We start from the raw sequence: 24,210 nt of genomic DNA on the forward strand, positions 1-24,210 counted from the left end.
TTTGAGACAGACCTATTTATTTTTTAATAAAATCATTTATAATATGTTTAAACAGGGAGGGGTTCCATGCAAAATAAATTTGATCATATTTATAAAACACTGAAATCTGAAATTGTTGCGGGTCGTTTTCGTCAAACGGGCTTCTTACCTACCGAAATGGAATTGGTTGAACGTTTTTCTGCTAGCCGAAATACTGTCCGGCGGGCAATCCAACAATTAAATTCTGAAGGTTGGTCCTATAGTGTGAAGGGCCGTGGCGTTGCTGTCTTAGAGAATAACAACGCTGACTTTCTATTTTCACGTTCTGGTAATTTCCAAGGGATGATTGATTTAAATTCAGATAAGTTCAACGATAAAGAGACGATTGTGACAGCTTTTGAAGAAATTACAGTGGATAAATCTATTGCCAAGATTACTTCTTTTAATGTAGGTGATATCGTCTACTTTGTGGAGCGTTTACGTAAAGTAAACCATCAAGCGACCATGTACGATACCTCCTATTTCAAAAAATCAATTCTTGGAACAGTCACAAAAGAAATTTTTGAATCATCCATCTATGATTATATTGATCAAGAATTAGACTTTAAAATCGCTGCTTCTAAATCAGTCATGCGAGTTGAAGGTGCCAATGCCCATGACTACGATCTTATCACCCTCAATGCTTATAATTGTGTCGGCATCCTAGAAAACTTTGTCTACACTGACTTCGGACAACTCTTCGAACACACCACCGTCCGGTTTGCACCAGACCAATATGGCATTGTTTCCTTTAATGTCCGGCATAAAGAGTCTTAATTAAGACCTTATTAAAGATGAAATAGACCATTGCCTCTATTAGACAAAGCAAAAAACACGAGCCAAGAGCAAATGCTCTCGACTCGTGTTTTTAATTCTTTACTTTAATTAAGCACGTTTTTGGTATGAACCATCTGCAGTAGTAATGATTAAACTTTCACCAGTTTCGATAAAATCAGGTACGTTAACTACTAGACCCGTTTCCATAGTAGCAGGTTTACCAGAACCAGTCACAGTGGCACCCTTAATTGAAGGTTGAGTTTCAACCACTTTAAGGGTAACGGTTGAAGGTAATTCAACCCCAATCACTTCTGAACCAAAGAATTGAATTTTAACATTTTCATTTTCTAAAATATATAATAATTCATTTTCAATGGAATCGACTGGAATTTCATATTGTTCATAAGTTTCTAAGTCCATGAATACGGCGGTACCCTCCATAGCATATAAGTATTGAACTTCCTTAGTTTCTAAGTAAGCACGTTCAAATTTTTCTTCAGGACGGAAGGAAGTTTCATAGGTGGCCCCTGAACGGACGTCCCGTAATTTCATACGCATAATGGTATTACCTTTACCTGGTTTATGGTGGCTCGCTTCTAAGACGCGAATTAACTTACCATCTTGCAAGAAAGTCATTCCTGCTTTTAAATCGGATGCTGAAATCATAAATACATTCTCCTTTTTCTAAAATACTCCACTATTATAGCATAAAGACGCTACTTTATACTATATATTGTCTGAAGGCGCTTGTCCAATTTCTTGATAAAAATTACTGAGGAATTCTTGCATAAATACCGTTCGTTTATGGGCTTCGTTTTTACCCACTTCCGTATTCATCAGATTTTCTAACTTTAAGAGCTTCTCATAGAAATGATTAATCGACGAATTCTCTGCTTGACGGTAAGCAGCTTTGTCGAGTTGTGTCCGAACAGAACTTTGGTTATACAGCGGATTTCCTTTGGCCCCAGCATAATAAAAAGTCCGAGCGATTCCTATTGCACCCAAGGCATCCAAGCGGTCAGCATCTTGTAAGACTTGTCCTTCCAAACTTAAAGCCTGACGGCTCGTCAAATTGGCTGAGAAGGATTGGTTTTTGATGATATCAATAATGGTAACTACTTGGTCTGTGCTTAAGCCATTATTTAATAAATGGTGCTTTAATTGTACTTCTTTTTCCTCAGGATTATTAAATAATTTATCATCCAAACAGTCATGGACATAGGCAGCAGTAATGACGATTTCTTCATCTACCACTTTGTTTAACTTGGCGAGGAGTTGCCTACAATTTGCAACCACCCGCTCAATATGATCCCAAGCATGACCTGTTTTATCCTGACTCAATTCAGCTTTAACATAATCAATGATCGTTTGATTGGTCATTTCACACCTCTTTTCTCTCTTCTATCTTAACAAAGATTGACGATAAGAGATATCCAAAAAAAATATGAGCGCAAGACTTAACTTGCTTGACTCATACTAGCAATTAAACGATATAATTTTCGCCTACCATGAAGCTTTTTTGACACCAGGCAGTTGTCCCTTATGGGCTAATTCTCTAAAACGAACCCGAGACATACCAAACTTACGCATATATGAGCGCGGACGCCCATCCGTGCGATCACGGTATTTTAAACGAACTGGATTGGAATCGAGGGGTAATTTTCTTAAGGCTTCATAATCCCCTTTTTCCTTTAATTCATGTCTTAAGTCAGCATATTTTTCTACAAGGGCTAACTGTTTTTCATATTTTGCAATTTTTGATTTCTTAGCCATAAATCCTCCTATTTTTTATAACAGTAATGGTTACGATTTATAAGATACTCTTCTTGTTAAAAAAAAGCAAGTCTTTTAGGCAATTTTTTCCATCATGACAGCAATCGCATTCAGACCATAGTCTTTGCCCTCTTGACGCGCAGAATGAAGGGCTGAATCTTGAAAGGTCGAGCGTTCGTCCACTTGAATCTGACCGCGATCTAAGCCCGCTTCCTCCAATAAGTGTTGATTAAGTCCATTCATATCTAAAAGATATTTGTCTTCGGCATGAGGTTCAAAGAAAGTTAGATAGTCTGGATTAGTTTGAAAAGCCTGATATACATCCAAGCCAACTTCATAATCACTTTGGCCAATAGAAGGCCCAATATGAGCTTGAATATCTTCCAGCCGACAGCCATAATCCTCCACCATCATCGCTAGAGCCTTAGGACCAATCTTTCGTTTAGTTCCCCGCCAACCTGAATGGAGCAAGGCTAACACACCTTGCTTAGGATCATGGAGCACAATGGGCGTACAATCCGCAAACTTAATCACCAAAGCAACTTGAGCTTGATCAGTAATCAAGCCATCCGTGTAAGGGTAGATGGTAGCCGGACCAAAGGCTTTTCCTTCCATTTGTCCTACTCTAACAATTTTATTGCCATGAACTTGGTGGCCTAAGTAAATCTGACTCGGTTGCACGGCCATACTGGCTATCATTTTATTCAGTTGATCATAGACTGCTTGACCTTGTTTAGCATACCGAAAGTCAAAATCAGACCCTGCTAAAAAATAATGAAGTCCTTGACTGATAAATGTATTTTCCACCATCTTTGTCCTCCTATTAAGTTTTCCAATTCTTATCGCTAAGCCAATTGCTATTAATTTTAGTGCACTCATTGTATAATAACGACGATTAAGAAAGCAAGGAGCTGGCTCAATGACACAATCATTTGCCCGTATTAAACAAATTGTTGAGAATTATCAACCCGAACCTTATGGCCAACAAAAACATTATGCCGTATTAATTCCACTCATTGAAATTGATGGGCAATTGCATATCCTTTACGAAGTTAGGGCGGCCCACATCTCTCAAGGAGGAGACACCTCTTTTCCTGGTGGTGCGGTCGATCCTGGTGAAAGTTTTCAAGAAGCAGCCATCCGTGAAACTTTTGAAGAGTTACGCATCCCCAGTCAACAGATTGAATTTTTTGGTGAAATAGACTATAACGTCACCGAATGGGCCATTATGCGATGTTTTGTTGGCTTGCTTAAAGATATTAGCCTGGCAGATATAGATTATAATGAAGAAGTGGAACGTCTCTTTACCGTACCTTTAAACTTTCTGGCCAAAAATGAACCAATTTCCTATTCGGTCACTTATGATACTCAGATTGGCGAGGACTTCCCTTATGAATTAATCACCCATGGCCGTAATTACCGGTGGCGGGAACCTCATCACAATATTCTCTTCTATCGACTACCTAACGAAATCTTATGGGGATTGACTGCTAACCTAACCTCTCGTTTCATCCATATTCTTAGGGACCAGCATTTCTTTGACTTTGATATGTAGTCTTTGGCCTAAGCTTTCTAAGTTAAACTTTCAAATTATAAAAAAATAAGTACCACCAGGCACTTTCTGGTGGTACTTATCTTTTTACTATTTATAATTACATACAAGCCTACTCTGGGAAATAACGCAATTCAAAATCAATATCTAGAGGACTAACAAATTCATAACCCATTTCTTGTAGTTTAGGAATTAAGATATCAATCGCATCAACCGTGGCTTGGTTGGTATCATGCATAAGTATGAGTGAATGCTCTTGCAAATCATTCATCACTTCTTCAACAATCATGTCACGGTCCTGTGTCTTCCAATCAAGTGAGTCTAAATTCCAGAGGATAGACTCCATTCCTGAATCAGCCATTAAATTATACACCCGTTCACCGCCACCGCCAAACGGCATCCGGTACATTTTCGGCCGGGTTCCCGTCGCTTCTTCAATGGCCATATTAGTCCATTCAAACTGAGTTTTAACTTCTTCATCAGTCAGATCATGGAGGTCAAAATGATTATAGGTATGATTACCTAGATAATGACCTTCATCCACAATTCGTTTGGTCATCTCAGGATATTCATCGACATAAGCTCCCATTAAGAAGAAAGTTCCCTTCACCCCATATTTATTCATCACATCCAATAATTGCGGTGTAAATTCATCATTAGGGCCATCATCAAAGGTAAGTGACACTTGCAGATGTTTTTCATATTGGCTATCTTTCAATCCCAAAGCTAAGCTGGGGGTATTTTTTAATAAGTCCAAGAGATTAGGATTTTGGTCGAGTGCAGTTGGGTATTCCACTATCATTTGACCAACTTTTTGCCCATATTGATTTAATTGGTCTTGAACATCTTTGTAAAGCCCCTGCTTTAAGTAATTAGCGTAAGTATCTGAAAAATTAGCCACTGCTTGAGCCGCTTGACTTAGACTATCAAAATCATCATTAATTTCCGGCAAGGCTTTAACCTGTTCCATGACCCCTGCTTTAGCATCAATTAAATTCGTCACATCTTGGTATAAACTTTTTAAATCTTGGCCTGTACCCGTTTGGGCAATCCCTTCAAGGTTTTGACTTTGTTGCTCAAGTAAGGCTTGATCGACCCCGACCTTGACCGCTAAATCTGCTAATTTAGGAATCGCTACCCCCCGGTCTTTTATTTGGTTACCTTCAAAGACTTGGTCAAGGTCACTGAGGCCTTGATAGAGTTTTTCTGCTTGTTGAACTTGACTTTGATAGTTTGACCGATCGAGAAAACCTACTTTTTTAATTTGTTTCTGAGTCGTGGCTAATTTTTCTTTACTATACTCAGGATTCAAATAATTATGACTTTCGTCTGTAAATAAGCTATCCACTGCCGCTTGTGCTTGAGCAGCCTGGCTAGCGGAGGTCGTCCCCTGGAACATATAAAAAACTAACCCTACCAGAATCAAAAGAATCAGACCCGCTAATCCTATAATAATTCCATTAATTCGCTTGTTTGTTTGCATACTATCTTTCCTTCTAGCCTTGTCTTAGGCCAATAATTCTTTTACAAGTTTATTAACAACATTCCCATCCACTTGCCCTTTCATTTGGGCCATTGCTTGACCCATGACCTTACCGAAATCTTTTGCTGAATTGGCACCAGTTGCAGCAATAATTTCTTCTAATTTAGCTTTGACTTCAGCTTCAGATAATTGGGTTGGTAGGTATTTTTCAACAATAGCAATTTCTTGTTCCAGGTCAGCGACTAAATCTTGGCGATTAGCTGCAGCAAACTCAGCCATAGCATCCCGTCTTTGTTTCATTTCACGATTAATAATGGTTAATTCTTGGTCAGCTGTCAGGTCACCCGCTTGGTCAATGGCTTCTTTTTGCAAGGCTGCTTTTAGCATCCGGATGACTTTTAAGGTTTCTTTATCCTTAGCCTTCATAGCCGTTTTGATGTCTTGGTTAATTTGTTCTGTAAGGGTCATAATTACTTCCATCTCTTCTCTCTGTTTTCTATTTCTTCATTATTCTAGCATGATGCCTTATTTTAAGCAAAAATACTTAAGAATGTAATCAAATTAACACCCTCATGCTAGCAATCTGTGTTACAATCTCAATAAGTATTTTATAGGAGGTTATTTCATTGCAAAATAACAATAAACTATTTAAAGTTCTTGAAGCTGGTATGTATGCTTCCCTAATTATTATTGCCATTACTTTCATTCGGGTGCCCATGCCTTCAGCCATTGCCAATACTTTTGTCCATCCTGGCAATGCCTTGGTTGTTCTAGCCGCCTTACTGATGGGCTATCAGCGGGGGATGATGGCCGCAGGAGTAGGTCTATTCTTATTTGATGTCCTCAATGGTTATGCCTCATCCGCAGTCTTTACTGTGATTGAAAATTTACTGGTTATTCTAATAGTTGAAATGATTTATCGGTCTATTTTTAACTACCAAGATAAGTTTATGGCTTTAGTCACCTTAGGCATTGTGGCGGGAGCCAGTAAAGTGATTATTATCTTTATTAAGTATTTAGTTAGACAATTAATTCTTGGAGCCGCCTTCCCCGCAGCCATGGCCGCGGCTTTAAGTGGCCTACCCGCATCTTTATTCACTGCCTTAGTGACTGCTATTCTCGTACCGCTTCTCTATTATCCAATGAAACAAATTATCCAACGTTTCCACCCTGTGGGCCAATAATTTTCATTGACTTTCCCTTTCTTTATCACTACAATGTATACAAGTTAAATATTGATTCTTTAATTGTGTTCTGTGAAACACCCAAGAATGTGCCAAGCTTAGACTATGACATAGTCTAAGACTATTTTAAATAGCCATTTTCAGGTCCAGTTCACAGAACTGGACCTTTTTCTTTGAAAGGAGTTGTCATGAATACACAGGAGCCAATCATTGCCCTCGACTTTGACCACCAAGACCAAGCCCGTGAGTTTTTAAAGTTCTTCAATCAACAAAAGCTTAACCTTAAAATCGGGATGGAGATGTTTTACCACTATGGGCCTCAGTGGATTTCAGAAATCCAAGCCCAAGGACATGAAATTTTTCTAGACTTAAAGTTACACGATATCCCTCATACCGTGTATCGAGCCATGAAACAACTCAGCCAACTCCAAGTCTCAATGGTAACCGTCCATGCTTCAGGTGGGTCCCGAATGTTAGAAGCGGCTAAAGAAGGGCTGCTCGCAGGTTGCCAAAAGGCAGACCGAGCCCCACTTTTAGTGGCCGTAACCCATCTAACTTCTACTGATCAAACCATGTTAAGTCAAGAACTCTTGGTTAATACTCCCTTAGAAGATGCTATCAAACACCTGGCCCAATTAAGTCAAGGAGCTGGCTTGGACGGAGTCGTTTGTTCTGCCCAAGAAGCTGCTTTAATCAAAGCAGCTACCGGCCCTAGCTTTCTAACTGTAACTCCTGGCATCCGCCCCCAAGGTTTTCAGTCAGACCATGAAGACCAAGTGCGCATTATGACGCCTAAGGCAGCTGCCCAAAGAGGGTCTAACTATATTGTAGTCGGGCGTCCAATTATTCAAGCGCCAGATCCTTATCTAGCTTATCAAACGATTAAAACCGATTGGCAAGCTGGGCTTAAAGAAAGAAGAGAGGAAGTCTAAGTTATGTTATCTCCCCAAGAAATTGCCCAGATTCTTTTAGACCGCCAAGCAGTCTCCCTAAGTCCTGACCAACCTTATACTTGGACAAGTGGACTAAAAGCGCCAATATATTGTGATAACCGGCTTTTAATCGGTTATCCCCAGGAAAGAAATCAAATTGAAGAGAGCTTCATCCAACTTATCCAAACCCACTATCCAGATGCAGACGTCATTGCAGGTACAGCCACCGCTGGAATTCCTCACGCTGCGATTATCGCCCATCAATTAAATCTACCTATGATTTATGTCCGGGCTTCAGCCAAAGGTCATGGTAAACAAAATACCATTGAAGGTCCACTTAAGCCTGGCCAAAAGGTCGTCATGATTGAGGATTTGATTTCAACCGGTGGGTCTGTTATCGCTGCCGCTGATGTCGTTCAAGCCGCTGGCGGAAAGGTTCTAGGCTGCTTAGCTATCTTTGACTATCAATTAGACTCTAGCAAAACAGCATTTACCCAAGCAGGTTATGATTACCATACCCTAAGCAACTACCTAGCCTTGGTTGATCAAGCTACCCAGAATCCTGACTTGGCCCATGCAAAAGCAACCCTGACTGCCTGGCACCAAGATCCCTTAGCCTGGACTAAGGTTCATTCATAGTAATTAGTTGTCCGTCGCTCTTAACACCAAGTCCCTCAGTTTTAATAAAGGAAGGCGAGATCTTCCATTAAAAGGAGAATAATTATGTATAAGAAACTCAGCAAGAATAATCGTCACGCCCTTATCGCCGCCATTGTAGCATCCGGCATGGATGACCTCAATGTGATGTTTCTCTCTTTCACAATGGCTTCTATTATTAGTCAACTCAATCTCTCTGGTAGCCAAGCTGGTTGGATTGCCACTATTACTAACTTTGGTATGTTACTCGGAGGCCTTGTCTTTGGAGTCTTAGCCGATAAATATAATAAATTTAAAGTGTTCAAATGGACCATTATTATCTTTGCAGTCGCAACTGGCCTCATCTTCTTTACCCCATCTCTTTTCTACTTATATCTCATGCGCTTTATTGCTGGGATTGGGGTCGGCGGTGAGTACGGTGTAGCTATTGCCATTATGGCTGATATTGTCCCCGCTGAAAAAATGGGCCGGGTTTCCTCTCTAAATGGGATTGTAGGACAAATTGGTTCTATCTCATCTGCTGTCCTTGCCGCACTGATTGCCCCAATGTTTGGCTGGCGTGGCCTCTTCCTCTTCGGATTATTCCCACTCCTCTTCGTAGTTTGGATGCACTTTGCGGTGGATGCCGATACCCTTAAGGCAGAACATAGCCACCATATCGACGCCAGTCAAAAAGGTAAAATCTCAGACCTCTTTGCCACTGGAAAATTGAGCCGCCAAACCTTAGCCCTAATGGTGATGACCACTGTCCAAATCGCCGGTTACTTTGGCATGATGAACTGGTTACCCACTATGGTTCAAAATTCGCTTAATATTGCTGCTGATAAATCAATCTGGATGGTCACAACGATTTTAGGAATGTGTCTGGGTATGTTAACCTTCGGCCAAGTCCTAGATAAATTTGGACCACGTTTAACCTACGGGACTTACCTAATTTGCTCCATGATTTCTGTCTATGCTTTTACTTTTGTTAACAACTATGCCACCCTCCTCATCGGAGGTGCGATTATGGGCTTCTTCGTCAACGGAATGTTTGCAGGTTATGGCGCCATTATTTCTCGCCTCTATGCCTATAAAGTTCGCACGACCGCTAATAATGTTATCTTAAACGTTGGTCGAGCTGTAGGAGGCTTTTCTTCCGTCATCATTGGTCACATCCTTGAAATTGCGGGTGTACCTCAAGTCATGCTCTTCATTGCCTCACTCTATATTCTTAGTTTTGTGGCGATGATGTCCATTTCAAATCTTAAGAAAACAAATTATCAGACTATGAATCCTGAACTAGATCAAGTTGCCCCAAAGTCTGACTTTCCCCTTCTTGAAAAAATTGCCTAACTATTAAGACAGGTAATAACTCATTCTTGAATTAAGAAATCTTCGATTCGAATATTTGTAAATTTTAAGCACCCACCATACCTCGATTAAAGGAATGGGGTAAGGATTTTTGTCATCCAAAAATCGCTTACCCCATTTTTTTATTTTATTATCGGTCAATTGCCTCAAAACTCCCTCTAATAATTAAAGAAGCCCGTGAACAAGCCGCTTTAGATATTTTAGAACGGGTCGGCTTGTCCCGCGAATTTGCTAACCGCTTCCCCCACCAATTCTCTGGGGGCCAACGACAACGGGTCGGGATTGCCCGGGCCCTCATTATGAATCCTAAATTGATTATTGCCGATGAATCCATCTCAGCTCTGGATGTTTCCATTCAGGCTCAAATCGTTAACTTAATGAAAGATATCCAAAAAGAAACCGGCCTTTCTTACTTATTTATTGCCCATGACCTAGCCATGGTCAAGTATATTTCCGACCGGATTGGCGTCCTCCACTTTGGCCATTTATTAGAAACTGGGACAACGGAAGAAATTTTCAACAATCCTATCCACCCTTATACTAAATCCCTCTTATCAGCAGTACCTCATCCTAACCCAATTTTGGAACGGAAACGCGAGGTCTACCACTATAACTACCGGGATTCTGGCTTTGATTATGAGATGGAGCAAGAGGTTAAATTAAGCCCAACCCACTCTGTTTGGTTAGAACCTAAATTTCAAGCGAAATACCTTCCTAACCCACTCTAAGCAATCCCCTTCGCTTAGACAGAAATCCAGGCAACAGCTTATAGCTGGGCCTGGATTTTTGCTTAACCATGATTTACCCACGCTGAATCAAGTCAAAATGGGTAGGTAAATGTATGACCAAAGCTTAAGGATAATATAAGTAAGTATTAGTGGTTTAATTAAGGGCATTCCTCTATAATAAGCTTAGGTTATTATAATTTTTTAAGGAGTGAAATTATGGACTTATTATCTCTTATTCTTGCATTCTTTGGTGGCGTCTTCGGGGCTGCCATTGGTGCCATCCCGGCCATCGGGCTCTGTGGTTTCTTTGTTCTCGTTGGTTCTGCCATCATGGTGGCAACCGGATCTGATGCCTTCCTCAATGATGTAGCTTTTGGTTACTTCTTTGGTCCCCATATTGCCTTTACCGGTGCAGTAGCTGCAACTGCCTACCTAGGTAGCAAAGAAATTGGCGGTTTCAAAGGAACTGATATTGACCGTGCACCTTTTGGCGTTCAAGAACCAATGGCGCTTCTAGTCGGTGGTTGTTTTGCAGTCATCGGTTACCTATCTGCTTATCTAATTACTAATGTTCTGGGCATCCAAGCCGATGGGGGTGCTGTCGGTATCGTAGTCGGTTCAATTATTACTCGTCTTGTCTTTGGTAAGCAAAGTCTATTAAGCCCTGTTGAAAATGGTCAAAGTCGTTTAGCTATTTCTGGTAAAGAAATTATCTTTGGAATTCTTTGGTCTGCTGCTTATGCTGCCGTCATTGCTTATGTGACCTCTGTGACCAACGTACCATTCTTTGGCTTTGGTTTTGGTGCCTTCCTATTCTTCTTTACCATCTTTGGAGCTGACTTCCCAGTAGGTCACCATGTTGGTTTATTGGCTGGTTTAGCTATGGCTCACTTTAATAACTATGCGATTGCGATTATCTTTGGGGTGGTTGCTTGGGCGGTCTTTGAACTAGTCGCACGTGGTTTGAACACTAATACCAAAACTCATATCGACCCACCGGGTTATGCTATTGCCTTACTAACCTTTGTCTTAAATACTTTCTTCTAGCCTTTACTTCAAATAGAAAATTAAAAGTGGGAGCGGGCAAGAAGTAGAAAATCTGTGATTTTCGCTTACTGGAGCACTAAGTCACTTCGCTCCAAGTGCTCCAGTAGCTGATTGAACCAGTGAACTCAGCTACTTTGATTCCCCGCCCCCGCAAGGTTGACTAGAATGGAACAAGTTGCTTCACAACGCGGTTTTCATCCAGTCAACTACTGCCTTGTATCGTATAAATTTTAATTTAAATTAGCAGGACTGGGATTTCTTTGCCCAGTCCTGCTTTTTAAATTTATTTTAACAATATCGACTAGTAGTCGAATAAGATACAAAGTTGCTAACTCGGTAATAGTACCTCTCAACAGAGACTAATCTTTACCTACTAAATCCTTCATATAATCATGAGTTGCATAGAAATCAGCCATGACTTCAGCCACAATCTCCCGGGCTGGTTTGATCTCCCGAATCCGACCTACACCTTGACCAACCGTCATCTGGGCATCGTCATACCGCTCTTCCATTAAAGCAATGTTTGACGCCTTGCCTGAAATTAAAGGCATCAAGTCTTCTAAAGTCGCGCCGGCAGCCTCCGCATCCAGGATCCGTTGGGCTTGCTTGTTATGAACCACCCGCATGGCATTCCTTAAGGATTTCATGGTTAACACGGTGGATGTTTCAGGTAAGGTAATCAATTTTTCTTTGAAAGAACGGGGTGCTTTGACTTCATCGGAAGCTAAAAAACGCGAAGCCATTAGGATGCCATCAACGCCTAAGGACATGGCAGCATACATGGATTTACCATCGACAATCCCACCAGCAGCTAAAACAGGAACTTCTAATTCTTCAGCCGCCTTAGCCCAGAGAATAGAACCAGGTACTTGGTCTAAACCAGGGTGGCCCGCCCCTTCAGTCCCGATTACTGTGACAATATCTGCCCCGTCCGCTTGGGCTGCTAAGGCATGCTTAATTGAGGTAACTTTATGGATGATTGGGATGCCCGCTTCCTTAATCGGTTTTATAAAGTTACCCGGACGTTGTCCGGACGTCTCGATGACCGGCACTTCTTCAATCAAGACATTGATATAATCAAAAATCATCTGAGGAATGACTACTTCCGGAACTAGAGATATATTAAAGCCGAAAGGCTTATCCGTTAAAGACTTCATTTTACGAACTTCCGCTCGTAAGGCATCTACATTGGGGAAGGCCATCGAAGGAACTAAGCCGAGACCACCGGCATTAGATACTTCAGAGGCTAATTCAGCTAAAGACATATACTGCATCGACCCTTGAATTAGAGGATATTTGATCCCCAACATTTCAGTTAACTTTGTTTTCATACAATTCCCTCCTAATCTTTTGATAACTTAAGCAAGATAAAGATACCTCTAATGTAAGCGATATCATTTATAAATATACTTTATCAAGAAACAGGATAGAAATAAAATAACAAAAAGACAGAGTGACTATAAGGTAAAGTTATAATGTTTTATATTTTTTCACAAATCATTATTAATAAAATCATTCAAATAGCTGCTTGTAAGTGTTATTTTTATTTAATTTTCACATGAACGAAATTAAAATAAAAAAAGAAGTCTATAAGTCATACTTATAGACTTCTTTTATTTTTACATTAAATCTGCTTGGGGATTTTCTTTGGTTAAGGTCTGAATTTTACCCTTAACCCCTAATAGTTTCTCAGCCAAGGCTTGAATCTCGGCAATTGCCTGACCGGCTGCTTCAGCCTGTTGGCTTGAAGCATTGTCTACAATGATAAACGCATTGGTCGTATCTTCCGTCAACATGGTCCGTTGCGCTTCGCGCCAGTTCAAGCACCGACAGATGGCGCCTTCACTATCATAATAAATCACTTCACCTTCCAAGGCTGGGGCATCTTCCTCAGAACCGAGAGGTAAAAAGGCTTCGCCGCCTTGGGCTGTACCCAAATGGATATCACCCGCCATTTTATCAATATCTTCACCGCCCACTGGCACGCCATATTTAAGGGAAGCATAGTTATAGATATCGACTAAGGGAATAATAGGTGAGAATTCATGCCCTTGGCTAATCCGTTTTAAGAGGGCTTCAATTGAAGACCGCGCTCCTTTTTTGGTTTTAAAGGTTTTAAAGGCTTCCCGCCAAATAGCAACGGCTGGGTTTTGTGAGAAGGTATCTTCGGTTAAATGGGCTTGGGCTGCTTTTCCACCTTCTTTCAGAAGGGCTTCATATTCAGCTTCGTTACCTTGGTAATGATTGTCAATACCTTCTAAGACTAGAATGTTAATCACTGCATCTGGAAATAGGTCCCAATAAGATGGGTTAACGATAAATTGTTTCAAACTATCACACTCCTTTATTTAATAATAACAAATTTTCTAAAATTTAGCTTGATTTAGGTAAGCTAAGACATAGGTCGCATATAGGGTCGCACCATAATCTAAACCATCTTCATCAATATCAAAGCGGGCATTATGGTGAGAATAATTAGTCGCTTTAGCAGCATTCCCACAGCCTACTACAGCAAATAAGCCATTGCCTGCTTGCGAATAATAGCCAAAGTCTTCAGAGGCCATAATAGGCTTGCTTGGATAAAGGGTATCTGCGCCATAAAGATCGGTCACCACTTGACCTAATAATTCAGATCCTTGAGCTTGGTTGTGGACCGCATCCAGTAAGCGGGTATAGTCAACTTCAACTTGCCCCCCATGCATGGCGGCAATATGGTCAGTATAAGCCGCTACGGCCGCTTCCATCTTATCAAGGGCTTCATTATGGAAAGTCCGGACGGTCCCTTCCAAGACCGTTTCCTCGCAGACCACATTAAAACACCCATCCACTGTATTCACCTTACCAATGGTTAAAACGGCTGGTTGTTGCGGATCCACGGCCCGTGACACAATACTCTGCGCATTGCTAATAAATTGTCCGGCCATGACGACTGAATCAACGCCTGCTTGCGGTTCAAAAGCATGGGCGCCTTTACCAATAAAAGTAATTTTGAAAACATCTGCGGCGGTCATGAAGGGTCCTAGGTTGACTGCCACCTTACCTGTAGGAATAAGATACTAAATATGCATACCAAATGCATGATCCACTCCTTCATGAAATTGCTCCAAAAATGCTGATTGCTGGTTTTGTCACCGTCTCTATTGCCTCAGTTATCCTAGCAGGTATTTTAGCTCCAATTGTCATCAGTATTGCAGGTTAAACCTAAATTAATTGGAATTCTAACCAAAAAAAGGGAGCGGGCAAGAAGTAGAAAATCTGTGATTTTCGCTTCGTCTGCCCGCTCTCCACAGTTGACTAGAACGGAACAAGTCGCATTGCGACGCTGCTTCCATCCAGTCAACTACTGCGTTGTATTATTATAATTTTAAAATGAAAAAGCGGGACTGGGCAAAAAAGCCCAGTCCCTTTTTCTTTAACTTCTTTAAGCTTAGTCCTTGTTGGTGAAACCGTATTTTTTGTTGAAACGGTCCACACGGCCATCGGCTTGCGTGAATTTTTGACGTCCAGTATAGAATGGATGTGAATCAGAAGTGATTTCCATCCGAATTAATGGATATGAATTACCGTCTTCCCATTCAACTGTTTCTTGAGAAGATTTGGTTGAACCAGATAAGAATTTAAAACCGGTTGTTGTATCCATGAAGACAACTGGATGATAGTCTGGATGAATTCCTTGTTTCATACTAATACTTCCTTTCTGCCGTAAGCTATTTGCTAGCTCACAGTTATTCTGCGCAATGTGCAACACAATGATGATACCACGAATGTTTAAAGAATGCAAAAGATTTTTAGTCTAAATCCATTTTATTCAAGCAATCCCGTAGGATCTTAAGTTCTTCATGAGTAAAAGTAAGGCCTTTGCCCATTTTTTCATAATCTGGGTCCCAGTCACGAATATCATACTTAGCTGGACGGCCATTCCAAGCCACCTTAGTGAGTTCCTTGGCCCAACCCTTGGCATTGGTTGATAATTGACCATAATGCTCTTCAATTTCAAAGCTAAAATCTGCCATAATTCTACCTCCTAGTCCTGAGTTTTTAAATCTTGGAAAGTCACCGGAATTACTTGTTCAATTGCCCGGGGCGCCACCTGGACTGAAAAACCTCGACGGCCACCCGAAAACTTAATGGTCTCAAATTCTAAGGCCGATTGATCAAAAACCGTCGTGAGTAATTTTTTCATACCAATCGGTGAACAGCCGCCATGGACATACCCGGTTAAGGGGAGAAGTTCTTTTTCTTTAATCATTTGTATATTTTTTTCTGATACAGCCTTAGCCGCCTTTTTTAAATCCAATTCATGGTCGACCGGCACCACAAAAACATAATTCTGACCACTTTTGCCAACCGTCACCAAGGTTTTAAAAACATCAGGCTGAGCATGGTCTTTCTTAATAGTTTCTGAATCCCATTCAATAGGTTCATAATCAATCTTATGTTGATCTAAGACCCGCATCACATTAGTTTTATGTTTTTTAGACATTCTTTTCCTTCTTTACTGACTATTCAAGGCTAATCTTCAATCATCTCAATATCCGCTCCGAGTGCTTGGAGCTTGCTAACAATATTAGCATAGCCGCGGAGGATATTGGTCACACCTGAAATTGTGGTTTCACCCTCAGCAATTAAACCAGCAATCACTAAACAAGCACCGGCTCGTAAATCAGAAGCTTCAACTGGGGCACCTGATAATTTACATGGACCTTCTAAGCGAATAATATCACCATCCACTTTAATATTAGCCCCCATCCGATTTAATTCAGGGATATGTTTGACTCGTTGCGGATAAATTGTATCAGTGATAGAACCTCGACCTTCTGCTAACAGTAAGAGCGGGGTAATTGGTTGCTGTAAGTCTGTCGCAAAACCTGGATAAGGTAGGGTCTTGATGGTTGGCATGGTTAAAGTATCTTGGGGATGAACAAAAACATAATCTTCCCCAATTTCCAATTTAGCGCCCATTTCATCTAATTTAGCAATATAGGATTCAATGTGTTCATATAAGACATTATTTACCTTAACTCCCCGGCCCATGGCCACAGCCGCAGTAATATAGGTGCCGGCTTCAATCCGGTCTGGAATAATCGTATGGTTGGTCCCATGTAATTGGTCAACCCCTTCAATCCGAATCACATTGGTCCCTGCCCCTTTGATTTTAGCGCCCATCTTATTTAAGAGGGTCACTACATCAATAATCTCCGGTTCACGGGCGGCATTTTCAATGACTGTTTTACCCTTGGCACAAACTGATCCTAGGATTGCATTAATGGTGGCCCCCACTGAAACCACATCCATATAAATCCGACCCCCTTTTAAGCCTTGGTCTGATTTAAGCGTTACTACCCCATATTCTTCAGTCACGTCAGCGCCTAACATACGGAAGGCTTTTAAATGTTGGTCAATTGGACGTGGGCCAAGGAAACAACCTCCCGGTAAGCCAATCACACCATGACCAAACTTACTTAAAGTCGCTCCCATGAAATAATAAGAAGCACGAAGTGATTGAATCTTACCCGTTGGCATTGGAATTGAAACCATGTGGGTCGGATCAATTTTTAAGGTACCATCGTTAAATTCTGTTTTTACATTGAAATCATTTAAGATATCAAGCAAAGAATACACATCTTGTATATCTGGTACGCCTTCAAGCACTACCTCAGAATCGGCAAGAACAGCAGCGGGAATTAAAGCAACCGTAGAGTTCTTAGCGCCATTAATTGTTACTTCCCCTTGTAATTTCTTACCACCACGGATACGTAATTTTTGCATATAATTTCTCCTATCTTTATTTAGACCCCTAGGCCTTGCTTAATTTCTTTATTAATCTTTGATAAAGCATTTAATTGATCTTGGTCTTTTAAATCGGCTAGGGTCATTAACTCACCTAACAAATGATTAATTTCCTCAAGCGATAATTGACCACGTTCTTTAACCCAAGCTTGATCCACAAATACAACTTCATGGGCTGATAAGTTACGTACATATTTTTCCACCGCCCGCATCCGGGTGGCCTTAGCAACAAGATCCTTATCTTGGCTATGGTCGGTGATTAGTTTTAGCAGATGACTTGAGGAAAGATATTGGTCATAGTTAAAATGGTCACCATAATATCTATGAAAAGTTTGATTAACGATATTATCAGAAGCTTCTACCCGACTCTGTTTCCACTGCAAACCTCGGTATAGGTGGCGACCATCGATATCCTCTTTCTTGATAGGTTCAATGAACTGATCTAATTGTGGCATAACTCGTTTTTCAAAAATTAAACGAAAAATATTAACCAAAATTGGGGTTAAGGCACGGAAATAATCGCCATATTCTTGTCGTTTCAATTGAATCTGTAAAGCACGGTAAGCCGCATAAGTCGCTTGTTCTAATGCCTCAGGGCGTAAGAGTTGGTCTTGGTCTAGTTCCTGGGCAAGTTTATCAATGACTGGTAGGTTGCCTTGGACCAAGGCCTGGCCTAAGCGGGCAAAAGCTTGTAAGCTAGCGGGGGCTCCTTCTTTTTGCAAGAGTTTAACTAGCATTGCATAGTCATGCTGGTCTAATAAATAGTCTAAGAGTCCTAAATTTTCTTCTTTTATATGTCCCAATCTGGTCACCTCAACTGTATCTTAGTAATATCTATGATACTATAATTAAGACTTGAATTCGAGTGGATGAACCTACCGCCTATTTTAGCAAGTTTTCCCTGTCATTCTCAACTATTTTTTAGAAAGTGTGATTTAATGCATCCGGAAATTAAAAAAATCTATCAAAATTATCCGCAAATCCCTTATATTAATCCCCAGAGGGACCTCAATACTTGGCTCAAGGACCTAAAAATCGGTAAGGCCAAACTGGTTCCTAAACGCAATATGGAAACGACTCCTGACGGCCTTTTACCCGGCGACCTTATTTTACTCTGGCGAATTGCCTTTGGTACTTTTACCAATAAATCTTGGTTTCCTAAATACTTTGAATATGATTATGGGATCGATGCTCCTAGTCATTTACAGAATTTGCTTGACCAAGGCTACGCCTATATCGAAAGCCCCTTCCAGTCATTAGACCACATCACTGCTGCTGAAGTTAAGAATATACTAAAAAAACATGGCATTAAAGGGTATTCTAAATTAAAACGTGACCAACTTGATCAGCTCTTACAAGCAGAAATCACAGAGGCAGAGCTTGATCAAGAATTTACCGTTCGTGGCTTAGCTCTCACAGAAAAAGGCCAAACAGCCTTAGACAGTAACCCCGACGTTATTGACCGTCACCCTAAGAAAAAGTATTAACTTTAACTATAAACACTAAATAATATAGATAAAAGCGGACCTACTACCTGAAAATCGCTGATTTTCAACAAGTAGATCCGCTCTTTTGCTTTATTTTTTAATTAACTGATTTATATCAGAAATATTTTGATGCTCCGTAATAATTGTGACATGATCGCCTACTTGGATTTGATCAAGTCCTGAAGGGATAATTATTTTTCCTTGGCGATAAATCCCCATAATTAAAGTATTATCCAAGAGATCTAAATCCATTAATCGAGCTCGCGTAATCTCAGCCTCTTGCAAGACCTCAAACTCCATGGCCTCAACGTGTTGATCTTCATCTACTAATTTATACAAGTTGACCACCGATGAATTTTGAGTCGCTTTTAAGGATCGGGTTAAGCGAATAATCCGGTCGGCCACCAATTGTTTAGGTGTGATAATGGTGTCCAATCCTAAGTAGGATAGAGGCTTAAGTAAGTATGGTCGATCAATTTTAGTAATAACCTTAGGAACTTGACGTGACTTAGCATAAAGAGAAACAATCATATTTTCTTCGTCGTTCTGATTAATGGAGACTACGGCATCATAACGGTCGATTCCTTCGGCATCTAAGACTTTTTGGTCAGTATTATCAGCGTGAATCACCTCTACCTTTGGGAAAGCCAAAGCGAGCCGTTGACAATTTTCTAAATCATTTTCAATAACTTTTATTGCTTTCTTCCGTTTACTTAATTGTTCCAATAAGAAATAAGTTAATTGCCCGCCCCCGATGATAAGGACGCTTGAAGCGGTTTTCTTATTAAATTTAAGGGTATTATATAGGTCTTTTAAATCTTTGCGGGCTGCCGTCACATGGATTTCATCCCCACTTTGAATTCGAAAAGATCCATCCGGAATGATAATTTGATTATCGCGTTTCACCATACAAACCAACATAGCGTGTTTGAAGCTACTATTGAACTCATTTAAAGTTTGGCCTTGAATCACACTTTTCTCTTTAACGGTTAGACCAACTAATTGAATATTGCCCTTAGCAAAACTCTCAATACTATTAGCAGTAGGATAAGTTATAATTTGATCAATTAATTTAGCCGCATCCATCTCAGGGTTAATCATTTCTGAAATACCAATGGCTGACTGCATAAATTTAACATCCTCTAAATATTCAGGGTTCCGCACTCGACAAAAGACATGTGGTACCCCAAATTTTTCGGCCATCATGGCTGATATAATATTGGTTTCGTCAGAAGAGGTCACCGCAATAAACAAGTCAGCGGTATCCATGCCAGTTTCATGCATAGCCCGTAAGGAAGTGCCCGAACCTACGATGCCTTGTATATCATAGGTTGAATACAAGTCTTCGACCACCGTATCATCTTGGTCAATCAAAACAATATTGGCCACTTGCCATAAAGACTCACAAATCGCAGCGCCGACCTGGCCACCACCACAGATTACAATTTTCATGGTTCACTCCTTATCCTTTGGCCCAGACTTTATAATTAAACAAAATTAGCACAGGGTATATTTCCAAACGCCCAATAATCATTAAGAAAGTGAGTACAATTTTACTAATCACAGTAAAACCAGCATAAGAACCTGTCGGTCCGACCACACCCATGCCCGGCCCTATATTATTCAAGGTCGCCGAAACTGCTGAGAAGGCGGTCAGGAAAGGACCTTGGGAAACTGAAACAACAAGGACGCCGATAATGAATATTAAACCATATAAGCCGAAATAAAAGAATGTTTGTTTAACATAAGATTCCGCAAGAATCTCCCCATCAATCGTGATGGGTAAGACCCGACGCGGTTGTAAATTCAAGCGTAATTCTCTAATTATAGTTTTGCCATAAATCAATAAACGTGAGACTTTTAACCCGCCTGCCGTCGAACCAGCCATACCCCCGGAAAACATTAAAATCAATAGAATCACATGGGTGAAGAGTGGCCATAAGGCAAAATCCACAGTAGCATAACCAGTAGTAGAAATAATTGTAGAGACTGTAAACAAGGTATCTCTGAATAATACTTCCAAGCTATCATAAGAACCCGATAAGCTAATCATAATTCCGATTATGGCCAATCCTATAATTAAGAGAAATAATCTTAATTCTTCATTTTCAAAAATATCCTTGATTCGACCCAGCATCATAAAATAATAAAGGTTAAAGTTAAAACCAAACAGAATCATAGCAATCGATAGGACATACTCAGCTGCCGGATTATGAAAGTAGGCCACGGATTCCGCTTTGTTAGCAAAACCACCGGTCCCTGCAGCCCCAAAAGCATAAATTAAGGAGTCAAATAAAGACATTCCTGTCAGCATTAAAATTAAGACTAAAACAGCCGTCATTATTAAATAAATCTTATAAAGCATAAAGGCATAATTTTCATTCTTAGCAACTAATTTACCGAATTTTGGTCCCGGTACTTCCGCCCGCATGATATTAACCGTACCCTGACCTTTTTGCGGTACGAAGGCAAAAGCAAAGACTAAGAGACCCATCCCCCCCACCAAATGGGAGAATGAACGCCAAAACAAGGCAGATTGACTTAAAGCTTCAACATTAATTAATATACTAGCTCCTGTGGTCGTAAAGCCAGAAGCCATTTCAAAAACAGCATCGACTAAAGAAGGAATTTGACCTGAGATATAAAGGGGTAAGCCCCCAAAAAAAGAAAGAAAAAGCCAAGCAAGTGAAGTAATGGCTAGACCATCTACAAAAGTATATATAGCCTGATCCGGACTAAGTTTTCTAAGAGCAAAGCCAAGCAGAATAAGGATTGCTTGCACCCAAACATAGGCGGATAAACTTGCCAAGCTTTCACGATAAATTAAGCCTACAATGATTGGGAAAACTAACAAGCCTGCTTCTAAATAGGCAATATTTCCTAAAAAACTAAATACTAACCGTTTATTCATAGTTACTCCTTATCTATGACATTTTCATAATGATTCTAGTGTACCATGATATTTAACTTTGTAAACTCTTAGCCATAAATTAACTTTTACTCCTAAAATTTTAAAAATAACAAAAAAATAGGCAAGGAAACTAGTCGACTAAGACTAGTTCCTTCCCTATCATTTAATAATTACTAAAGCTATTAAGCTTTATTTGAAGAACCAAAGATATCCATGGTTTCTTTAGTTTTAGCAACAATCGCATCAAAACCTGGTTTGATAATTTTACGTGGATCATAAACATCAGCATCGTTATTTAATTTTTCACGCACTGCTTTTGTCCATTGTTGTTGTAATTCAGTATTCACATTGATTTTAGCATGACCACGTTTAATAGCTTCTTTAATTTGATATTCAGGAATACCAGATCCACCGTGTAATACTAATGGAGCACCTGTTAATTCAGAAATTTCTGACATTTCATCAAAACCTAAAACAGGTTCACCAACGTAGTTACCATGAACTGAACCTAAGGCAGCAGCTAGACAGTCAACGCCACCTTCTTTAACCATACGTAAACATTCTTGAGGGTCAGCATAGTTTACACCACCCGTTACGCCATCTTCCACACCGCCAACAGTACCAACTTCAGCTTCCACAGAAACGCCTTTAGAATGAGCATATTCAACAATTTCTTTGGTCATTTCGACGTTTTCATCAATTGGGAAGTGAGAGTGGTCAAACATAACAGATGAGAAACCTGCATCAATATATTCTTTAGCACTTTCAACAGAAGAACCATGATCTAAGTGTAAAGCAACTGGCACAGTAATATTCATTGTTTCTAATAAAGCATTAACCATCGCTGCGACCACTTTAGGTCCGCCCATGTATTTACCAGCACCTTCAGATACACCCAAAATAATTGGTGAATTGTTTTCTTGGGCAGCTGTTAGGACAGCTTGTGTCCATTCAAGGTTATTAATATTGAATTGACCGACTGCATATCCATTTTCTTTGGCTTTATTTAACATTTCCGTCATACTTACTAAACGACTCATTGATAAAGTCCCCCTTAAAATTTTTTCTTACTACATTTCTTATTATAGCTTAAACCTTATAAGATAGCTAGAAAAACCCATTGAAAACTAATCTTTATTTTATATTAATAAGTTCTACTATATTAGACTTATTCAATCTTTCAAATTGATTAAAAATAGAGGATCTCTTTTTATATCTGGACACAAAATGTCCATGTTAGCAAAAAAATTTATTTCAAGTATTTAGATCAAATTTAACCACTAAAAAAGCCAAGTTATTATACCAATAACCTGACTTTATAAGTTTATTTTTATCAATGGAAGCTAAAGAATAAATTAATCTTCTTCCACTTCTTTATCTACGTACTCTTCTTCGTCTTCTTCATCATACTCGTCATCGAAGTCTTCATCCGTTTCAGCTACAAAGTCATCATCGATCTCTTCATTATCAGTACCGAGCTCATCTAAATCAGATGCATAGGCACCTAACTCAGTATCTTCATCTTCAAGGTCTTCATCAGCAACAATTGTTAAATTATCACTAATCTCATCTGCTTCATCTTCTTCATCATCGTCATTGGTTTCATAGACTTCATCTTCATCGATTTGATCATAAATATCATCCACATCTTCAGGATCATCATCATTATAATCAATCATATCTTCATCATCAGAGAAGGCATTCAACTTGCTCTTATTCTTACGACGACGGTGACGTGGTAAATCTTCATCATCTAATGAATTGACAATTTCTTCGTCAATCGCATCAATCGCATACCAAGCTCGTAAGCCCCAACGATTTTCTCCTAGAGAGATAAAACGACCATCAATATTTAAATCGGTATAGAACCGAGCCATTTTTTCTTCTAATTCACTTTCAGATAAGTTTAAATAATCTTGGATTTTAATGAGTAAATTGGTAAATTCATGAACATCACTAGTTTCCTCTAAGATTGCATAAGCTACTTCCACCATGGATAATTCATTCAAGTTTTCACCTTTAAACGCTTGCAATTCCATCTTGCACTTCCTTCCTTACATACCCTTATATATTACCTATTTATCCTTGATAAATCAATTGATAGTCATAATTTCCTATTAAATGTCCCTGATTATATATCCGATACTTTAAGACTACCTGAATTTTATCGGCCACCTCCACTATTTGCAAATGGTCGGTTTGGATTTCTAACCCTAGGGCACCGGCTGGAGACATATAGGTCACCCGTTTTTTTTCACTTGGATCAAAGACCATCCGTCCTTGAGTCTGTCTCATCTCCAAGCTATAATTCTTGTCTGCCTTATCTTGCCATTTTAAATGGACCGTTAAGCCATTTATATCTTGATAGCTTAACTTAGAATAGGTTGACAATTGATAATAATCTGCCTGGGTTTGATGTTGAAAATGGTCACCACCCGCTTGTTCAGCATAACGAATATCTTGTTGTACCAGAATGGCAATTTGTTTTTTCTGCATAAAATCTTCTCCCAGCCCTGAT

General features: G+C 39.9%; 29 protein-coding genes. 10 read left to right on the forward strand and 19 right to left on the reverse strand.

Features of this window, described 5'->3' with window-relative positions; all coding sequences use genetic code 11:
- Window positions 1–66 precede the first annotated feature (66 nt).
- Entirely contained in the window at window positions 67–795 is a 729-nt protein-coding gene (locus HMPREF9257_RS07465) for a GntR family transcriptional regulator (RefSeq protein WP_006418778.1), read from the forward strand.
- Between the two features lie 108 nt (window positions 796–903).
- Here the strand turns inward: HMPREF9257_RS07465 and efp are convergent, their stop codons facing one another.
- From efp to pgeF, 4 genes are all read right to left on the reverse strand, one after another.
- A complete protein-coding gene (gene efp, locus HMPREF9257_RS07470) occupies window positions 904–1,461 on the reverse strand; it encodes an elongation factor P (RefSeq protein ID WP_006418793.1) in 558 nt (185 codons plus the stop codon).
- 60 nt (window positions 1,462–1,521) lie between these two features.
- Window positions 1,522–2,175: an HD domain-containing protein gene (locus HMPREF9257_RS07475; protein WP_006418877.1), complete on the reverse strand. Its 654-nt coding sequence runs from the start codon at window positions 2,173–2,175 to the stop codon at window positions 1,522–1,524.
- A 123-nt stretch (window positions 2,176–2,298) separates the two neighbouring features.
- A complete protein-coding gene (gene rpsN / locus HMPREF9257_RS07480) occupies window positions 2,299–2,568 on the reverse strand; it encodes a 30S ribosomal protein S14 (protein WP_006418790.1) in 270 nt (89 codons plus the stop codon).
- A 75-nt stretch (window positions 2,569–2,643) separates the two neighbouring features.
- Window positions 2,644–3,378 (reverse strand): peptidoglycan editing factor PgeF, encoded by a 735-nt coding sequence (pgeF, locus tag HMPREF9257_RS07485; protein WP_006418744.1) that lies wholly within the window; start codon window positions 3,376–3,378, stop codon window positions 2,644–2,646.
- A 109-nt stretch (window positions 3,379–3,487) separates the two neighbouring features.
- Here pgeF and HMPREF9257_RS07490 point away from each other — a divergent pair, with 109 nt between their 5' ends.
- Window positions 3,488–4,123, forward strand: a complete 636-nt coding sequence (locus HMPREF9257_RS07490) for an NUDIX hydrolase (RefSeq protein WP_006418950.1) — start codon at window positions 3,488–3,490, stop codon at window positions 4,121–4,123.
- Window positions 4,124–4,232: 109 nt separating this feature from the next.
- Here HMPREF9257_RS07490 and HMPREF9257_RS08850 read toward each other — a convergent pair whose 3' ends face one another.
- Both HMPREF9257_RS08850 and HMPREF9257_RS07500 read right to left on the reverse strand, forming a co-directional pair.
- Entirely contained in the window at window positions 4,233–5,603 is a 1,371-nt protein-coding gene (locus tag HMPREF9257_RS08850) for a polysaccharide deacetylase family protein (protein ID WP_006418913.1), read from the reverse strand.
- A gap of 24 nt (window positions 5,604–5,627) precedes the next feature.
- Window positions 5,628–6,071, reverse strand: a complete 444-nt coding sequence (locus HMPREF9257_RS07500) for a GatB/YqeY domain-containing protein (protein WP_006418965.1) — start codon at window positions 6,069–6,071, stop codon at window positions 5,628–5,630.
- Between the two features lie 158 nt (window positions 6,072–6,229).
- Here HMPREF9257_RS07500 and HMPREF9257_RS07505 point away from each other — a divergent pair, with 158 nt between their 5' ends.
- The 6 genes from HMPREF9257_RS07505 to HMPREF9257_RS07530 all read left to right on the forward strand — a co-directional run bounded on the left by HMPREF9257_RS07505 (window position 6,230) and on the right by HMPREF9257_RS07530 (window position 11,504).
- Window positions 6,230–6,787, forward strand: coding sequence for an ECF transporter S component (locus HMPREF9257_RS07505; protein WP_006418725.1), 558 nt, complete (start codon window positions 6,230–6,232; stop codon window positions 6,785–6,787).
- A 188-nt stretch (window positions 6,788–6,975) separates the two neighbouring features.
- Window positions 6,976–7,719, forward strand: coding sequence for an orotidine-5'-phosphate decarboxylase (gene pyrF, locus HMPREF9257_RS07510; RefSeq protein WP_006418918.1), 744 nt, complete (start codon window positions 6,976–6,978; stop codon window positions 7,717–7,719).
- A gap of 3 nt (window positions 7,720–7,722) precedes the next feature.
- Window positions 7,723–8,358, forward strand: coding sequence for an orotate phosphoribosyltransferase (gene pyrE, locus HMPREF9257_RS07515; RefSeq protein WP_006418960.1), 636 nt, complete (start codon window positions 7,723–7,725; stop codon window positions 8,356–8,358).
- A gap of 84 nt (window positions 8,359–8,442) precedes the next feature.
- Window positions 8,443–9,711: an MFS transporter gene (locus tag HMPREF9257_RS07520; protein WP_006418798.1), complete on the forward strand. Its 1,269-nt coding sequence runs from the start codon at window positions 8,443–8,445 to the stop codon at window positions 9,709–9,711.
- A gap of 182 nt (window positions 9,712–9,893) precedes the next feature.
- A complete protein-coding gene (locus tag HMPREF9257_RS09455) occupies window positions 9,894–10,457 on the forward strand; it encodes an ATP-binding cassette domain-containing protein (protein ID WP_425358107.1) in 564 nt (187 codons plus the stop codon).
- 216 nt (window positions 10,458–10,673) lie between these two features.
- Complete coding sequence (locus tag HMPREF9257_RS07530; RefSeq protein WP_006418973.1) at window positions 10,674–11,504, forward strand: DUF7973 family transport facilitator; 831 nt, start codon at window positions 10,674–10,676, stop codon at window positions 11,502–11,504.
- A 359-nt stretch (window positions 11,505–11,863) separates the two neighbouring features.
- On the opposite strand, the gene HMPREF9257_RS07535 is transcribed toward HMPREF9257_RS07530, so the two are convergent.
- From HMPREF9257_RS07535 to HMPREF9257_RS07545, 3 genes are all read right to left on the reverse strand, one after another.
- A complete protein-coding gene (locus tag HMPREF9257_RS07535) occupies window positions 11,864–12,835 on the reverse strand; it encodes an NAD(P)H-dependent flavin oxidoreductase (RefSeq protein ID WP_006418963.1) in 972 nt (323 codons plus the stop codon).
- Between the two features lie 288 nt (window positions 12,836–13,123).
- On the reverse strand, window positions 13,124–13,834 hold the full coding sequence (locus tag HMPREF9257_RS07540; RefSeq protein ID WP_006418909.1) for a B3/B4 domain-containing protein: 711 nt from the start codon (window positions 13,832–13,834) through the stop codon (window positions 13,124–13,126).
- A gap of 36 nt (window positions 13,835–13,870) precedes the next feature.
- Window positions 13,871–14,515, reverse strand: a complete 645-nt coding sequence (locus tag HMPREF9257_RS07545) for a M20 metallopeptidase family protein (protein WP_050782839.1) — start codon at window positions 14,513–14,515, stop codon at window positions 13,871–13,873.
- Between the two features lie 62 nt (window positions 14,516–14,577).
- On the opposite strand from HMPREF9257_RS07545, the gene HMPREF9257_RS09545 reads away from it, so the two are divergent.
- Complete coding sequence (locus HMPREF9257_RS09545) at window positions 14,578–14,703, forward strand: hypothetical protein (protein ID WP_006418859.1); 126 nt, start codon at window positions 14,578–14,580, stop codon at window positions 14,701–14,703.
- A 228-nt stretch (window positions 14,704–14,931) separates the two neighbouring features.
- Here the strand turns inward: HMPREF9257_RS09545 and HMPREF9257_RS07550 are convergent, their stop codons facing one another.
- The 5 genes from HMPREF9257_RS07550 to HMPREF9257_RS07570 form a co-directional block, all read right to left on the reverse strand.
- Window positions 14,932–15,186, reverse strand: a complete 255-nt coding sequence (locus tag HMPREF9257_RS07550; RefSeq protein ID WP_006418782.1) for a type B 50S ribosomal protein L31 — start codon at window positions 15,184–15,186, stop codon at window positions 14,932–14,934.
- Between the two features lie 106 nt (window positions 15,187–15,292).
- Window positions 15,293–15,517 carry a YdbC family protein gene (locus HMPREF9257_RS07555; protein WP_006418847.1) on the reverse strand — a complete coding sequence of 75 codons (225 nt, stop codon included), beginning with the start codon at window positions 15,515–15,517 and terminating at the stop codon, window positions 15,293–15,295.
- Window positions 15,518–15,528: 11 nt separating this feature from the next.
- A complete protein-coding gene (locus HMPREF9257_RS07560; protein WP_006418941.1) occupies window positions 15,529–15,987 on the reverse strand; it encodes an aminoacyl-tRNA deacylase in 459 nt (152 codons plus the stop codon).
- A 29-nt stretch (window positions 15,988–16,016) separates the two neighbouring features.
- Entirely contained in the window at window positions 16,017–17,273 is a 1,257-nt protein-coding gene (locus HMPREF9257_RS07565) for a UDP-N-acetylglucosamine 1-carboxyvinyltransferase (RefSeq protein ID WP_006418728.1), read from the reverse strand.
- A gap of 20 nt (window positions 17,274–17,293) precedes the next feature.
- Window positions 17,294–18,097, reverse strand: a complete 804-nt coding sequence (locus HMPREF9257_RS07570) for a hypothetical protein (protein WP_006418836.1) — start codon at window positions 18,095–18,097, stop codon at window positions 17,294–17,296.
- 135 nt (window positions 18,098–18,232) lie between these two features.
- On the opposite strand from HMPREF9257_RS07570, the gene HMPREF9257_RS07575 reads away from it, so the two are divergent.
- The gene (locus HMPREF9257_RS07575; RefSeq protein WP_006418968.1) at window positions 18,233–18,781 is read left to right on the forward strand and encodes a hypothetical protein; all 549 of its coding nucleotides are present in this window, start codon (window positions 18,233–18,235) and stop codon (window positions 18,779–18,781) included.
- Between the two features lie 90 nt (window positions 18,782–18,871).
- Here HMPREF9257_RS07575 and trkA read toward each other — a convergent pair whose 3' ends face one another.
- The 5 genes from trkA to HMPREF9257_RS07600 form a co-directional block, all read right to left on the reverse strand.
- Complete coding sequence (gene trkA / locus HMPREF9257_RS07580) at window positions 18,872–20,233, reverse strand: Trk system potassium transporter TrkA (RefSeq protein WP_006418771.1); 1,362 nt, start codon at window positions 20,231–20,233, stop codon at window positions 18,872–18,874.
- 10 nt (window positions 20,234–20,243) lie between these two features.
- Window positions 20,244–21,692, reverse strand: a complete 1,449-nt coding sequence (locus HMPREF9257_RS07585) for a TrkH family potassium uptake protein (protein WP_006418818.1) — start codon at window positions 21,690–21,692, stop codon at window positions 20,244–20,246.
- A gap of 182 nt (window positions 21,693–21,874) precedes the next feature.
- The gene (fba, locus tag HMPREF9257_RS07590; protein WP_006418899.1) at window positions 21,875–22,732 is read right to left on the reverse strand and encodes a class II fructose-1,6-bisphosphate aldolase; all 858 of its coding nucleotides are present in this window, start codon (window positions 22,730–22,732) and stop codon (window positions 21,875–21,877) included.
- Between the two features lie 315 nt (window positions 22,733–23,047).
- A complete protein-coding gene (gene rpoE, locus HMPREF9257_RS07595; RefSeq protein WP_006418838.1) occupies window positions 23,048–23,731 on the reverse strand; it encodes a DNA-directed RNA polymerase subunit delta in 684 nt (227 codons plus the stop codon).
- Window positions 23,732–23,771: 40 nt separating this feature from the next.
- Entirely contained in the window at window positions 23,772–24,188 is a 417-nt protein-coding gene (locus tag HMPREF9257_RS07600) for a YwiB family protein (RefSeq protein ID WP_006418775.1), read from the reverse strand.
- Between the last annotated feature and the right edge of the window lie 22 nt (window positions 24,189–24,210).

Origin of the sequence: Eremococcus coleocola ACS-139-V-Col8, from assembly GCF_000183205.1 — a bacterium.
GTDB classification, from domain to species: Bacteria; Bacillota; Bacilli; order Lactobacillales; family Aerococcaceae; genus Eremococcus; species Eremococcus coleocola.